Here is a 15,035-nt window from a genome sequence, read left to right on the forward strand (position 1 = left end):
ATAGGATAATCCCTAGAGAATTACTCATCTACAAAAAGGCAAATCGTGTTAATGCTGTTTAGATGTAAAAGATAAGCTAAATCTTTACATGGAATTTAAAACAGTAGAATACCTTTGATTGAAAGAAAGCACCAACTTTATGGGGTGAGCAACTGCAACTACTACCACTAAATCAATAAATCTTAATAGGGGAAAACATTATGAAAACGTCAAAACTGACATTAGTATGTGATATATATGAGTTAACAGATAAAGATAGAAAGAATATACAAAAACTAGCAAGAAAAATAGAAGAAGGGGAAGGTGTTGCCGAAAAGTTCAAAAATGGAATATTCAAAAAGTCCAGCTATAACGCAAGCACAATTCTTTTAGCAAAAATAACTTACGAGTATCATGGTAGAGAGGAGACGTTGTCACTACTACATTATGCTATAAGTCATAAAAATAATCAAGCTGTAAAAGATCTTTTAGAAGAAGCCAAAAAACAAAAACTATTAAAGGAAGTTCTGAATGAAGAGATGACCACAAAACATTCAGATGGTCGGGAAGAAATTCATACAATACTTACAGATGCTATATCACGTAGAGACAATGACATGATTAGAGCAGTGTTAAAGATCTCTGAGGAAAATGGTATTTTGAAAGATATTCTAAAAAAGAGAATAATTATAAAACATTCAAATAGCAAGGAAATGACTTACACCCCATTCACCTATGCTGAAGCGTGTGAAAATAGTGAAGCTGTAAGAGAACTGGGAAATATTCTTAATAAGAGAGCAACCCAGCAGCCCACTGTTGTAACAGCCAAAACTACTACAGCTAGAAGTGAAAAAGTGCTTCAAGATACTATCGGTAATATCGAGGCACCGGCTAACGCATATGAAAATAATAATGAAAGTAGTCTTGAAGAATCTATAGAACATAAATATCTTGAGCCATGCGAAAATAGTAATGAAAGTAATACAATAGCTATAGAGCACATCGCTGCTTCAATAGAAAAGCTCGATAATACTGGAATATGCGAAAAAAATGAAACTGCTGTAACAGAAACTGACATACAAGAGCCAAATGCTTCCAACAGCCTTTCTTCTGCTGCATGTTTTGATAATGGATCTAGCAAAGAAAATACTGCAGACAAAAAAGAAAAACCATCAATGCAACAAAGACGAGCAATCTTGGCTGGTAGTGTTGGTGCGGCATTACTAGTCTGTGGTATTGTAGCTTGTATATTGAAAATGTATGCCATAGCGGTGATTGGGGGAATAGTTGGATTAGCGTGTATAGGTTTTGCACTGTACAATTCGTTCAAGCCAAATACCAAGCTCGAGAAAGTGAGAGATGTAGAACAGCCAATTATTGAATCTTCTTTAAACCCAATATAAATCAAAAAAAATGGTCATAATCATCAAGTAAATTTTTTAAAAAAGTAAAATGAGATAATTTCTTTGGAAGAATCTATAAATCATTAACTTATAGCCCTTCTCATAATAATCCAAATTAGGTAAGATACGGATTCATGGCTATGGTGGAAGTCAGTAGGCAAGCAGCGTATAGTGATCGGATTATTGTGAAAAGAGCTATACTATAAAACGTCTCAACTTTCTCTCCACTTTTTCTGGGTAAGGTCACTTAAGTGATAACCTTTGATTATTCATTATTAATGATAGCCCTAGCAATACTAACAACAAACCAACTAGTAAAAACATTATATCAATCGTAATAAAATTGGTTAACAATGCACCAATTAAAGGAGATATAATCATGAAAAAGTTTTGAATAGATTCACTGAATGCAGAAACTGAGCCTATTATATTTTGTTCAACTTCCGTCTGTAATAGAATAGCGTATGGTATATTAATAAGTGCTCCTGTTATCCCAAATAAAAGCCATATTAATACATAAAAATATACAGACAAATTTATCTGATAAAAAGCCAATAACCCTAAAAGCAATAATAATAACCCACCAAAGATTTGCCCTGCAGAAATTAATGCAATATATCTAAAACGGGCAATATAAGTAGTAACTATTACTGAACCGACAACACTACCTACTCCAATAGCACTTATTGCTATTGCATATATTGATGCATTAAAATTCATGAATTTGTTTAAAACTATTATATAAAAATCGAATACAAATATTATGGCAAATCTTAATGCACTGTTAATAATAACAACATTTAAAAGTTTATTATTTTTAATTGTATTGCCCACATTTATCAGCTTCTTATATATAAAAGACAATTTACTAACCTTATTATTAGTTAATTTTGTTTCTGTAAATTCCACAGGTAAGCTAATAGCTTTAATAAAGCATGCAGATACTAAAAAAGTGAAGGCATTAACAATAAACAGAAAATCTATATCACAATATAAGATCAACAAACCGCCGAATGCAGGACCAATAATTTTTGCAAATTGGTTCGAGGTATGCAAAAAACCTGATGCTCTTGGCAATAAATCATTAAGAACCATTACTTTTAATGCTATTTGTCTAGAAGGTAAGAAAAACAACGGCATATTCCCTTAAGAATAGTAGTAACAAAATTATCTTATAATGATAAGCTGAAAAATACAAAATAATAGATAAAGCTGCTCGAAAAACATCAGAATAAATCAAAATAGGTATTGGATTTTTATTATCTACTGATACTCCTATAATTGAACCAAAAAAGACGCTTGGAGCTGCCATAGCAATCTCAACAATAGCGAGCATTTGTGATGGTAAGCCAATATCATAGATGAATAATGAGGCAATAATGGGTATTATCATCCAATCACCTAAACTGGAAATAAAATCGGCAATAAGTAAGTTGACGTAGTTAGCATTACCGATCAAACGATGGGAGTGTTAAATAAACTGTGTCAAACCGAAAAAAGTAATAAATTGATATAAAAAAATGGAGGTTTGACAATGAGTCAGAAAGTAGTAAACAGAACTACCGGTTTGGTAGATTATAAAGAATTAGAAACAAATATCCTGTCGTCTATACGAGAAGGAAGACCGTTGACAGGAAGAGATGGAGCATTAACACCGTTTATAAAAAAGTTGCTGGAGGTAAGCCTGGAAGGTGAAATAGAAAACCACTTGTCGGCTGAAAGCGAAGAGAATAATCGAAGAAATGGGAGGAATGCAAAGACTTTACGTACAAGCGCAGGGTCATTTGAGCTTTTGACGCCAAGAGATAGGGAAGGAAGTTTCGAACCACAAATAGTCAAAAAAGGCAAACAAACTTACATCCAGAGCTTGAAACGAAGATTTTGAGCACATTTGCCAGTGGTATGGGCTATAGAGATAAGTGTCACATGTTGAGGAAATTTATGATCACAAAATATCGGTGGCAGAGATATCAAGTATTTGACAAATTGCTACCAGTAATCAACGAATGGCGTAGTCGCCCGCTGCAGTCTGTATATCCGATAGTTCATTTGATGGTTCATTTAAACAGCTCAAAGAGGACGGGCATTGGTAAGTAAATGCATCTATCAACATATTAGCGCAGCTAATAGATAACTTTTAAGCAGCTCTTCTTTGAGCCATAAGTTGCTACGTATCTATGCGCTAATATGTTATACATGCATTTACTTACGCAATGCCCGTCCTCTTTGACTTTAAAAAACCATGAAAACTATCGGATATACAGACTGCAGCGGGCGACTACGCCATTCGTTGATTACTGGTAGCAATTTGTCAGTAATACTTGATATCTCTGCCACCGATATTTTGTGATCATAAATTTCCTCAACATGTGACACTATATCTCTATAGCCCATACCACTGGCAAATGTGCTCAAAATCTTCGTTTCAAGCTCTGGATGTAAGTTTGTTTGCCTTTTTTTGACTATTTGTGGTTCGAAACTTCCTTCCCTATCTCTTGGCGTCAAAAGCTCAAATGACCCTGCGCTTGTACGTAAAGTCTTTGCATTCCTCCCATTTCTTCGATTATTCTCTTCGCTTTCAGCCGACAAGTGGTTTTCTATTTCACCTTCCAGGCTTACCTCCAGCAACTTTTTTATAAACGGTGTTAATGCTCCATCTCTTCCTGTCAACGGTCTTCCTTCTCGTATAGACGACAGGATATTTGTTTCTAATTCTTTATAATCTACCAAACCGGTAGTTCTGTTTACTACTTTCTGACTCATTGTCAAACCTCCATTTTTTTATATCAATTTATTACTTTTTTTTCGGTTTGACACAGTTTATTTAACACTCCCATCGTTTGATCGGTAATGCTAACTACGTCAACTTACTTATTGCCGATTTTATTTCCAGTTTAGGTGATTGGATGATAATACCCATTATTGCCTCATTATTCATCTATGATATTGGCTTACCATCACAAATGCTCGCTATTGTTGAGATTGCTATGGCAGCTCCAAGCGTCTTTTTTGGTTCAATTATAGGAGTATCAGTAGATAATAAAAATCCAATACCTATTTTGATTTATTCTGATGTTTTTCGAGCAGCTTTATCTATTATTTTGTATTTTTCAGCTTATCATTATAAGATAATTTTGTTACTACTATTCTTAGAGGGAATATGCCGTTGTTTTTTCTTACCTTCTAGACAAATAGCATTAAAAGTAATGGTTCTTAATGATTTATTGCCAAGAGCATCAGGTTTTTTGCATACCTCGAACCAATTTGCAAAAATTATTGGTCCTGCATTCGGCGGTTTGTTGATCTTATATTGTGATATAGATTTTCTGTTTATTGTTAATGCCTTCACTTTTTTAGTATCTGCATGCTTTATTAAAGCTATTAGCTTACCTGTGGAATTTACAGAAACAAAATTAACTAATAATAAGGTTAGTAAATTGTCTTTTATATATAAGAAGCTGATAAATGTGGGCAATACAATTAAAAATAATAAACTTTTAAATGTTGTTATTATTAACAGTGCATTAAGATTTGCCATAATATTTGTATTCGATTTTTATATAATAGTTTTAAACAAATTCATGAATTTTAATGCATCAATATATGCAATAGCAATAAGTGCTATTGGAGTAGGTAGTGTTGTCGGTTCAGTAATAGTTACTACTTATATTGCCCGTTTTAGATATATTGCATTAATTTCTGCAGGGCAAATCTTTGGTGGGTTATTATTATTGCTTTTAGGGTTATTGGCTTTTTATCAGATAAATTTGTCTGTATATTTTTATGTATTAATATGGCTTTTATTTGGGATAACAGGAGCACTTATTAATATACCATACGCTATTCTATTACAGACGGAAGTTGAACAAAATATAATAGGCTCAGTTTCTGCATTCAGTGAATCTATTCAAAACTTTTTCATGATTATATCTCCTTTAATTGGTGCATTGTTAACCAATTTTATTACGATTGATATAATGTTTTTACTAGTTGGTTTGTTGTTAGTATTGCTAGGGCTATCATTAATAATGAATAATCAAAGGTTATCACTTAAGTGACCTTACCCAGAAAAAGTGGAGAGAAAGTTGAGACGTTTTATAGTATAGCTCTTTTCACAATAATCCGATCACTATACGCTGCTTGCCTACTGACTTCCACCATAGCCATGAATCCGTATCTTACCTAATTTGGATTATTATGAGAAGGGCTATAAGTTAATGATTTATAGATTCTTCCAAAGAAATTATCTCATTTTACTTTTTTAAAAAATTTACTTGATGATTATGACCATTTTTTTTGATTTATATTGGGTTTAAAGAAGATTCAATAATTGGCTGTTCTACATCTCTCACTTTCTCGAGCTTGGTATTTGGCTTGAACGAATTGTACAGTGCAAAACCTATACACGCTAATCCAACTATTCCCCCAATCACCGCTATGGCATACATTTTCAATATACAAGCTACAATACCACAGACTAGTAATGCCGCACCAACACTACCAGCCAAGATTGCTCGTCTTTGTTGCATTGATGGTTTTTCTTTTTTGTCTGCAGTATTTTCTTTGCTAGATCCATTATCAAAACATGCAGCAGAAGAAAGGCTGTTGGAAGCATTTGGCTCTTGTATGTCAGTTTCTGTTACAGCAGTTTCATTTTTTTCGCATATTCCAGTATTATCGAGCTTTTCTATTGAAGCAGCGATGTGCTCTATAGCTATTGTATTACTTTCATTACTATTTTCGCATGGCTCAAGATATTTATGTTCTATAGATTCTTCAAGACTACTTTCATTATTATTTTCATATGCGTTAGCCGGTGCCTCGATATTACCGATAGTATCTTGAAGCACTTTTTCACTTCTAGCTGTAGTAGTTTTGGCTGTTACAACAGTGGGCTGCTGGGTTGCTCTCTTATTAAGAATATTTCCCAGTTCTCTTACAGCTTCACTATTTTCACACGCTTCAGCATAGGTGAATGGGGTGTAAGTCATTTCCTTGCTATTTGAATGTTTTATAATTATTCTCTTTTTTAGAATATCTTTCAAAATACCATTTTCCTCAGAGATCTTTAACACTGCTCTAATCATGTCATTGTCTCTACGTGATATAGCATCTGTAAGTATTGTATGAATTTCTTCCCGACCATCTGAATGTTTTGTGGTCATCTCTTCATTCAGAACTTCCTTTAATAGTTTTTGTTTTTTGGCTTCTTCTAAAAGATCTTTTACAGCTTGATTATTTTTATGACTTATAGCATAATGTAGTAGTGACAACGTCTCCTCTCTACCATGATACTCGTAAGTTATTTTTGCTAAAAGAATTGTGCTTGCGTTATAGCTGGACTTTTTGAATATTCCATTTTTGAACTTTTCGGCAACACCTTCCCCTTCTTCTATTTTTCTTGCTAGTTTTTGTATATTCTTTCTATCTTTATCTGTTAACTCATATATATCACATACTAATGTCAGTTTTGACGTTTTCATAATGTTTTCCCTATTAAGATTTATTGATTTAGTGGTAGTAGTTGCAGTTGCTCACCCCATAAAGTTGGTGCTTTCTTTCAATCAAAGGTATTCTACTGTTTTAAATTCCATGTAAAGATTTAGCTTATCTTTTACATCTAAACAGCATTAACACGATTTGCCTTTTTGTAGATGAGTAATTCTCTAGGGATTATCCTATTGAATTCTATGATATTATTTTTTGTAACATTGTCTAAAGTGCCCAGACACTGGGATCCAGCTTCTATGCAACTTAATTAAAAACGTTTGTTTTAGCGTAAGACAACTACCTTTAGCTCATCAGCTCAGTTATAAGCAAAATTTCTGGATCCCAGTGTCTGGGCACTGGGATGACACCATTTGCTGTGCAATTTACCTTCAAAAATGAATGTTCGTACAGCTATGTGTCAGCTACTTGCATGACACCCTGCTGGTGGCATAATTTATTGCTAATATTTTACTCTCTACTCCGTCATCACCAAACCCCCCTGGGACAAGAATTGCATGAGAATTCTGTAACTTCTCCCTATAAGCTTTTCATTTATAGGTTTTTCTTCCTTCTCTCTTGAGTTAACCCAATTTATCTTTACTTTGACTTTATTACTAATCGCACCATGATTTAATGCTTCAACTAGTGATTTATACGCATCAGGGAATTCGGTGTATTTTCCCACTATAGACACAGTAACTTCCTGTGTTGGGTGCCTTATGGAATGCACTATTTGATCCCATTCAATCAAGCTTGGTTTTGGCTCACTTAAATGAAAGTGCTCCAAAATTTGCGTATCAAGCCCACATTGGCTATACAACACCGGTAACTCATATATATGACTCACATCAGGAGCAGGTATCACATTGGACAAAGAAACATTGCAAAGCTTAGCTATTTCTCTCTCTGATTATCGAAAATTTCTTTCTCACTGCGGCATAATATAATATCTGGTTGTAACCCCGCGGAATTTAACTCTCGAACTGAATGCTGCGTTGGTTTTGTCTTTAATTCTTGCGCTGCGGCAAGATATGGTATTAAAGTTAAGTGAATAAGGATAACTCTTTGTTTTCCTAATGTGTAGTTAACTTGGCGTATAGCCTCCAAAAATGGTTGGCTTTCAATGTCACCTACAGTTCCGCCTATTTCACATATTACAAGATCTAAACCTTCCGTACCATTAAAAATGAACGATTTGATTAAATCTGTCACATGAGGAATGACTTGCACAGTTTTGCCCAGATAATCACCACGCCTCTCTTTCTTCAACAACTCATGATATATCTTACCAGTTGTTATATTGTCATCTTTTGTTGCTTTAATTCCAGTAAAACGCTCATAATGCCCAAGATCCAAATCAGTTTCAGCACCATCCTCGGTAACAAACACCTCTCCGTGCTGAGTTGGGTTCATTGTCCAGGATCAATGTTGAGATACGGGTCAAGTTTTCTGATACGGATCTTAAAACCGTAAGCTTGAAGAAGCGCACCAACGCTTGAAGCAACTAAGCCTTTACCAAGCGATGACACAACTCCACCTGTGACAAAGATAAATTTAGCTTCCTTCATTAATTTTCAAATGGAACAGAAGTAGGTTCACTTTCTTGCTTTTTTTCTAATATAATTTTCTCTGCAATCGATTTTTTATGTACGTCTTTTGAATATAATCCTGACAATAGCAATGTGTTTATAATAAACAATCCAGCAACAATAGCCGTTATTCTGCTGAGCGGGTTTTCAGAAGATTTTACCGGAATCATCGAATTGACTCCCTGTTGTGTATTACTAAAACCACTTAACGAACTACTCCCAGGCGGCTGCAAGAGCACTAAAATTACTAACACAACAACCAATATTACTTGAAATATACTTAATACCGCTACTGACATTATAGATAGAGCTGAAAATAAAAATTTTAGGAGCATAAAGTGCATAAGTCAAGAACATCTGTCACCCAAGTAGCTTGGAATCTAAGTATGTATTTACTGCCTACCTTATTTTGGTTAGCATATGCATAAAACTGTGGGCTTAATATGTATCACATTTTAAAATACAAAGATTATGAACCAAAAATAGACGAAAGTGCTTTCATCGCAGGTGGTTCGCATATCATAGGCAAGGTTGAAATAGGAAAAGATGCGAGCATCTGGTTTAATTGTGTGGTCAGAGGGGACGTTGGATCAATAAAAATAGGTGATGGAACAAATATTCAAGATGGAACGGTAATTCATGTGGATAGAAACCCAGGTGGTGATACAACTATTGGCAATATGGTAACAGTGGGACATTTTTGTATGTTGCATGCATGTATGGTGCATGATAAAGCGTTTATTGGTATGGGCTCTACCGTGATGGACCATGCAGTTGTGGAGCCTGAAGCTATGGTAGCTGCTGGCTCGCTAGTGACACATGGAAAAGTAATAAAAAGTGGGAAATATGGGCTGGCAGGCCAGCAAAGTTCTTCAAAAAAATGTCGAATGAAGAAATTAAACATATTACACAATCAGCACAAAATTATATTATGCTAATGAAGGAATATAAAAATTAAAGTTCGCGTGAGGCTAATTTATACTACCAACCCTATTGAGGGACTGCATAGACAGATTAGAAAATTCACTAAAACTAAGGGCTCATTTACTAGCTTGTACAAACAGGTATATTGTGCTATAAAAAAGGCAGAGCAAAATTGGACTATCCTAATTGGGCTTTAACTATATCTCAACTTGATATTTTCTTTCCTGGTAGATTGAAAATTGAGTTGAGTTAAAAATGCGGTTTGACACACTTTTTTGAACATTTCCTTATTGCCTGTTTTTACAATTTTGAATTGATTCCTTAGGTTATGCAAGAGGTCTATTGAGCAAATCCAATAATATCCTTGATTTCTTTTATATTATGGGTTGCAATTTCTGCTGCTTTCTTTGTACCTTTTTTTAATATTTCACGTAAATGGAATTGGTCTTTTAAAAGATCATTCATTCTCTCACGTATGGGTGATATAACACTGATAATTAAATCAGCTAACTCTTTTTTGAAGTGCTTCATGTCATGTTTGTTCACTTCTTCACATACTTTTTCCGCATTTACATTACTAAGCACTGAATAAATGTTTATCAAATTGCTTATTTCTGGTCGGCACTCTAAAGTAGCAAAATCAAAGCCTAGAATTGAATCTGTTTTTGCTTTTTCTATTTTTTTGACAATTAAATCATCCGTATCATCAAGGTTAATGCACGAATATTCTGAAGGGTCAGATTTACTCATCTTGCTTGTGCCATCTCTTAAGCTCATTATTCTTGATGTGCAATCCAAAGTTAAGATTTCAGGTACGATGAAATAATCCAGTTTATAATGATTGTTAAAAGCTGATGCAATATCACGTGCAAGCTCCAAATGCTGTTTTTGATCATCACCAACAGGAACGTATTTAGTTTGATACAACAATATATCTGCAGCCATAAGTACTGGATAACTATATAATCCAAGAGAGGCTTTTTGTTTATCGCCGCCAGCTTTATCTTTAAATTGAGTCATGCGATTAAGCCAACCAATTGGTGTATAGCACCCAAGCAGCCAGCCCAGTTCTGCATGACCACTAACCGTGGACTGATTAAAAATAATGGACTTTTCTGGATCTATTCCACATGCAATATAAGCTGCTGCTGTTTTGAAAATATTACTTTTTAATTCACTTGCGGGAAGCTTATTTGCTGTGATTGCATGTAGGTCGACAATACAAAAAAGAGATTTGTATTTATGCTGTAAGTCTATCCACTGTTTGATTGCACCAAGATAATTACCTAAATGTAGTACGCCACTTGGCTGGATACCTGAAAAGACAATACTTGTCATTATACATTTACCTCATGCTAATCGCTTCCACAATCAGCAGATTTCTTAGAAAGAATAACCATTGCAGGACGGAGCAACCTATTTTTGATAGTATAACCAGTCTGTAGTACTTCTATAATAGTGCCAGGCTCTTTTTCATTGTCTTCTCTTTCCACAACAGCTTGGTGTAAATTACTATCAAAAAGCTCACCAAGTGGATCTACTTCCTCTATTCCATGTTTTTTTAGATCATTTATAATTTTTTGATAAGCTACTTTAATCCCCTCATGAACAGGATCACCGTCTTTCAAAATTTCCATTACTTTTTTTAAATTGTCGCACGAGTCGATCATATCACGTGCAAATTTTGTGACTGCATAGTCACTTGCATCGCTAATTTGCTTTTGCATTATACGTTTGACGTTTTCATTATCTGCAACAGCACGGCGTAAATGATCTTCAAGCTGAGCTGCACGTTCTTTTAATGTATTGAGATCTTCATTTAAATCATCAGTTTGCTTATGGTTATCACTTTGTTGGTCGTCACCTTTCTGCCTATTTACCATATCGGCAAATTTCCTCTTTTTTTCTTTACTACTGTCTGACATATCACTATCCTTAAGAATCTAATAAATATATAGCAATTAATTCGAAAATATCAAGCACCAGCTACATTTGTCTTTCTATGCTCGCATTTAAAAAGTCAATTAAAGTAATTTTATAAAAAGAATCAGAAAAAGTACTAATATCATTTTGTGCCATATTAATGTAGTATCTAGCTTTTTCCATAGAAAGCTGAATGGCATTATGGTGATTAATATAGTGTAATGCTTGGTCAAAATTGTGTCTAGCTGAAGAAAAGCATTTTTCCCAGAATTTTTGCTCTGCTGGACTGCCCTTTTCGTATGCTATAATAGCAGGTAAGGTGACTTTACCTTCGAAAAAGTCTTTTCCGACTTGTTTTCCAGAAGTGCCTTGATTAGCAGTATAATCGAGCATATCATCAACTATTTGAAATGCCATACCAAAATTAAAACCAAAATTCTTTAGCCTCTCTGTTTCGTCATTTGTTGCACCAGATACTGTAGATGCAGCTTCACAGCATGCAGAAAATAAAGATGCTGTCTTTTCTCCAATGATATCAAAATAATTTTCCCTGACTGTGTGGGGGTCAAAACGTGTTGTCATCTGCTTTATTTCACCCTTCACAAGTAAATGCGATGCTTTAGATAAAATAGAGAGAATATTTAAATTTCCACACTCTATAAGCCATCTAAATGCTAGAGTCAACAATAGATCACCAACTAAAATGCTTGATTTATTTCCCCAAATCTTATTCGCTGTTTTAACTCCATGGCGTGCCTCACTTTCATCGAGCACATCATCATGAAGTAAAGTAGCATTGTGTATAAACTCTACCGATGCAGCAACGTTGATCCTATCCTCCCAGAATAGTTTAGCATTTTACATATAATAAAAACTAGTTTAGGCCTTATTTTTTTTCCACCTGAACTAACAAGATGAGATATAATATCAGTAGCAAGCTTAGCACCTTCATCATTGACATTTTTGAAGATAAAGTCCTTCATAGCTGATAGATCAGAAGATACGACATCGTCTAATTTACCATTATTTGTTAAATCAGTATTTAGCATTTTAAAGAGACTTATGCTTCTTGTCCCTGTGCTTTCTCGTTCTCTACTTTCTTCTTTTCTGTTTTCTTTGGTTCTGTTTCTAAAGTTACTATGCCTTTTTTAATGAACCATAGTACTCTTTCAGTTGCTTGCGCGCCTACGCTTAGCCAATGTTTTAATCTATCAGCCTTCACCACAACACGATTTTTATTGTCTTTTGGTAACATTGGATCATATTGTCCTATTTTCTCAATAAAACGCCCATCTCTTGGTGCTCGTGAATCAGCTACAACTATCCTATAAAAAGGGCGTTTCTTTGCGCCAAACCTTGCCAACCTTATTTTAACTACCATGTTAACCTTTATTCATATATTAGTCACAATTTTATACAATGAGCCGTTTTAAGTCAAATGAATTATACAACTTTTGCACCTTATAATATAATTACCAATAATGTAGGGCAGCGCCGGGCGCACAGCTATACGAACATTCATTTTTGAAGGTAAATTGCACAGCAAATGGTGTCATTCCAGTCTGGAATCCAGCCTTTTCATAATCATTAAAACGTTGTATTTTAACATAAAACGGCTACTTTTATACTTAATAAAATTCCTGGATCCCAGACTGGGATGACATCCTTCCTAGTGAAGATTGCTCTCAAATCGCAATGTTCGTACAGTTGTGTGTCTCGGCACTGGATGCGTTTGAAGCAACTTATAAGATTTTTGACTATATATCATCAAGTATAGCGTGATTAACTTCGACTTTATACTTTGATTCCAGATAGCTAATTAATTGCTCTTTTAGCGATATCATCACACGTTTTCCGGTGTCAAGCGTGTTTAATTTACCATTTGATGAATGCATTTCTTTTAGAACACCTATTATAATTTCATTATTGTATTGAATAGGGTCTGTCACTGAACCAGTTGTTTTCATATTGAAAATCTCTTCTACAAAAGAAAAGGGGTAGTTTTGTTGATCCACTTCATTGCGTTGCATCTGCTGACCTTTAACTAATTCCACACCTTGAATTTCTTCCAAATCTGTTTTTTCTCTTAGTTGAACTGCAACCTCTTGCCCAATTTTAAACATTCTTTCTTTTATAAACTCACTACACCAAAGCTCTACCGCTAATGCCCTGCCTTCTTCAAAACTTTGCAATTTGGGTGGAACGATATCAATGATTTTTACACTAACAACAGCGTCCCCAACGCCCTTGAAATAACCTTTCTGATCCTTTTCTCGCGAAAAAATGAAAGAAATCAAATCACCAGAATCTCCTACGTTATTACCGCTTTGATCTTTTCCACTCGCATCTACTGGACCAATAGTTTGTATAGGTAAATTATATTCACTCAATATTTCTTCAATTTCTGAACCATTGTATATCTTATAGTTCACTTGGTTTATGAAATCATTGACTCTTTCAAAAGACTTTTGGTTAGTTAGAACTGACTTTATGTCTTTTTTTAAATCAACTAAGTCTTCATCAGAGATTTGATGCGCACTTTCCACTTTTATTATATGCCAACCAAAACTGCTTGCTAAAACTTCACTTACTTCACCTACTTTGAGAGCAAATACCTTTTCCCTCACGTCTTCTGGTAAAAAATCCTTAGTTATATTATTTACTCTAGTTTCCTCAAGTTTTGCTTTGCCAAACTCTCCTACTATCTGTTCAAAGCTTGTTTTACCCTCCTCAAATGCTCTTCTTGCTGTCTCAGCTTCTTCTTTGGTAGAAAATATTACATTGAATACATCTCTTTGATCTTTTAGTTCCTGTTGTTCTATTATACCATCAACTTCTTCATCTGAGATCTTGATTTGATCTTCAAAATACTTTTGGCCTAGGGAAATATATTGCGCAGTTCGATACTCAGGATAATAAAAATGGGATTTATTTCTTTCGTACAAATCAAGTAATGCTTGATCATCTGGTTCAGGAATGTTTGTAACTGCATCTTCAGTTATTTTAACAATATCAACCACTCTAGTTTGGTAGCGACTTTTGTATATCTGCTCATCAACTCTCTCGCCAAAAGTTACCGGATAATTATCTTTAAATAACGAAGTCATGAACATCATTGCAGGCAGAACTTTCTCTAGCTTTGCTATATACTCTTTCTCTGTCATATGCAGGTCATTTAGCGTTTCATGGAATTTATTTTTGTCAAATTCGCCTTTATCATTTTGAAAGTATTTGGTATTTTTAATATGGTTTTTTATAGACTCTTCTCCAACTGTCAACCCCAGCTCACTAATTAGGTTAAACAATAGTTTTTGCTCTATAAGTGCGTTAAGCAAATCATATTTCAGCTTTTTTACTTGTTCTCTACTCGCATCAGATCCAGAAATTTGCTTTTCATAATTTTGATATAGTGATTTATACTCATCTGACGTTATAACTTCTTTTCCAACCCTAGCTACCTCTTCTTTTTCATCATCACCTGATAAAAGGTTGCCAATTCCCATGAAGACTAATAAGCAAGCTAAAAGGACAACGGTTACTTTAGTGAAAAAATTTTTAACATTCATTTTAAACTCAGTTAATTAATGGTTAATTATAGAATAGTGATAATTTAATTCTTGTAAACCTGTTGCTTTATTAGCCAATATATATAATATTACAATATATTAACTTAAAATTTAACTCTTTTCTTAAATAGAAACATATGTTTGACTAAGTTATACTATAC

Annotated in this window: 9 protein-coding genes and 7 pseudogenes; 5 read left to right on the forward strand and 11 right to left on the reverse strand. The window is 34.3% G+C overall.

Going from position 1 to position 15,035, the window contains the following annotated elements; genetic code table 11:
- Window positions 1-200: 200 nt before the first annotated feature.
- Window positions 201-1,382, forward strand: a complete 1,182-nt coding sequence (locus NMD99_RS00145) for a WD_0033/WD_0034 family tandem repeat-containing protein (protein WP_265017585.1) — start codon at window positions 201-203, stop codon at window positions 1,380-1,382.
- 243 nt (window positions 1,383-1,625) lie between these two features.
- On the opposite strand, the gene NMD99_RS00150 is transcribed toward NMD99_RS00145, so the two are convergent.
- Window positions 1,626-2,477, reverse strand: coding sequence for an MFS transporter (locus tag NMD99_RS00150; protein WP_309166157.1), 852 nt, complete (start codon window positions 2,475-2,477; stop codon window positions 1,626-1,628).
- A gap of 19 nt (window positions 2,478-2,496) precedes the next feature.
- On the reverse strand, window positions 2,497-2,841 hold the full coding sequence (locus tag NMD99_RS00155; RefSeq protein WP_309166160.1) for an MFS transporter: 345 nt from the start codon (window positions 2,839-2,841) through the stop codon (window positions 2,497-2,499).
- A gap of 75 nt (window positions 2,842-2,916) precedes the next feature.
- Here NMD99_RS00155 and NMD99_RS00160 point away from each other — a divergent pair.
- A pseudogene (locus NMD99_RS00160) lies at window positions 2,917-3,489 on the forward strand (transposase); the annotation flags it as partial.
- Between the two features lie 76 nt (window positions 3,490-3,565).
- Here the strand turns inward: NMD99_RS00160 and NMD99_RS00165 are convergent.
- A pseudogene (locus NMD99_RS00165) lies at window positions 3,566-4,145 on the reverse strand (transposase); the annotation flags it as partial.
- Between the two features lie 77 nt (window positions 4,146-4,222).
- Between NMD99_RS00165 and NMD99_RS00170 the strand changes: the two are divergent.
- Entirely contained in the window at window positions 4,223-5,440 is a 1,218-nt protein-coding gene (locus NMD99_RS00170; RefSeq protein WP_309166137.1) for an MFS transporter, read from the forward strand.
- Window positions 5,441-5,683: 243 nt separating this feature from the next.
- On the opposite strand, the gene NMD99_RS00175 is transcribed toward NMD99_RS00170, so the two are convergent.
- From NMD99_RS00175 to secG, 3 genes and pseudogenes are all read right to left on the reverse strand, one after another.
- Window positions 5,684-6,865, reverse strand: coding sequence for a WD_0033/WD_0034 family tandem repeat-containing protein (locus NMD99_RS00175; RefSeq protein WP_265017585.1), 1,182 nt, complete (start codon window positions 6,863-6,865; stop codon window positions 5,684-5,686).
- A 453-nt stretch (window positions 6,866-7,318) separates the two neighbouring features.
- A pseudogene (locus tag NMD99_RS00180) lies at window positions 7,319-8,440 on the reverse strand (CTP synthase); the annotation flags it as partial.
- On the reverse strand, window positions 8,440-8,760 hold the full coding sequence (secG, locus tag NMD99_RS00185) for a preprotein translocase subunit SecG (RefSeq protein WP_264732556.1): 321 nt from the start codon (window positions 8,758-8,760) through the stop codon (window positions 8,440-8,442). The pseudogene NMD99_RS00180 and the gene secG, both read right to left, overlap by 1 nt.
- 144 nt (window positions 8,761-8,904) lie before the next feature.
- Here secG and NMD99_RS00190 point away from each other — a divergent pair.
- A pseudogene (locus NMD99_RS00190) lies at window positions 8,905-9,419 on the forward strand (gamma carbonic anhydrase family protein).
- A gap of 10 nt (window positions 9,420-9,429) precedes the next feature.
- Window positions 9,430-9,638, forward strand: a pseudogene (locus NMD99_RS00195) (IS256 family transposase); the annotation flags it as partial.
- 86 nt (window positions 9,639-9,724) lie between these two features.
- Here the strand turns inward: NMD99_RS00195 and trpS are convergent.
- The 5 genes and pseudogenes from trpS to NMD99_RS00220 all read right to left on the reverse strand — a co-directional run.
- Window positions 9,725-10,723, reverse strand: a complete 999-nt coding sequence (trpS, locus tag NMD99_RS00200) for a tryptophan--tRNA ligase (protein ID WP_264688393.1) — start codon at window positions 10,721-10,723, stop codon at window positions 9,725-9,727.
- Window positions 10,724-10,740: 17 nt separating this feature from the next.
- Window positions 10,741-11,310: a nucleotide exchange factor GrpE gene (locus NMD99_RS00205; protein WP_253307254.1), complete on the reverse strand. Its 570-nt coding sequence runs from the start codon at window positions 11,308-11,310 to the stop codon at window positions 10,741-10,743.
- Window positions 11,311-11,371: 61 nt separating this feature from the next.
- Window positions 11,372-12,357: pseudogene (locus tag NMD99_RS00210) on the reverse strand (polyprenyl synthetase family protein).
- A gap of 11 nt (window positions 12,358-12,368) precedes the next feature.
- Complete coding sequence (gene rpsP, locus NMD99_RS00215) at window positions 12,369-12,689, reverse strand: 30S ribosomal protein S16 (protein WP_253307256.1); 321 nt, start codon at window positions 12,687-12,689, stop codon at window positions 12,369-12,371.
- Between the two features lie 376 nt (window positions 12,690-13,065).
- Window positions 13,066-14,877: pseudogene (locus tag NMD99_RS00220) on the reverse strand (peptidylprolyl isomerase); the annotation flags it as partial.
- Window positions 14,878-15,035 lie beyond the last annotated feature (158 nt).

This window comes from Wolbachia endosymbiont of Listronotus oregonensis (genome assembly GCF_031205055.1).
In the GTDB taxonomy this organism is placed as follows: domain Bacteria; phylum Pseudomonadota; class Alphaproteobacteria; order Rickettsiales; family Anaplasmataceae; genus Wolbachia.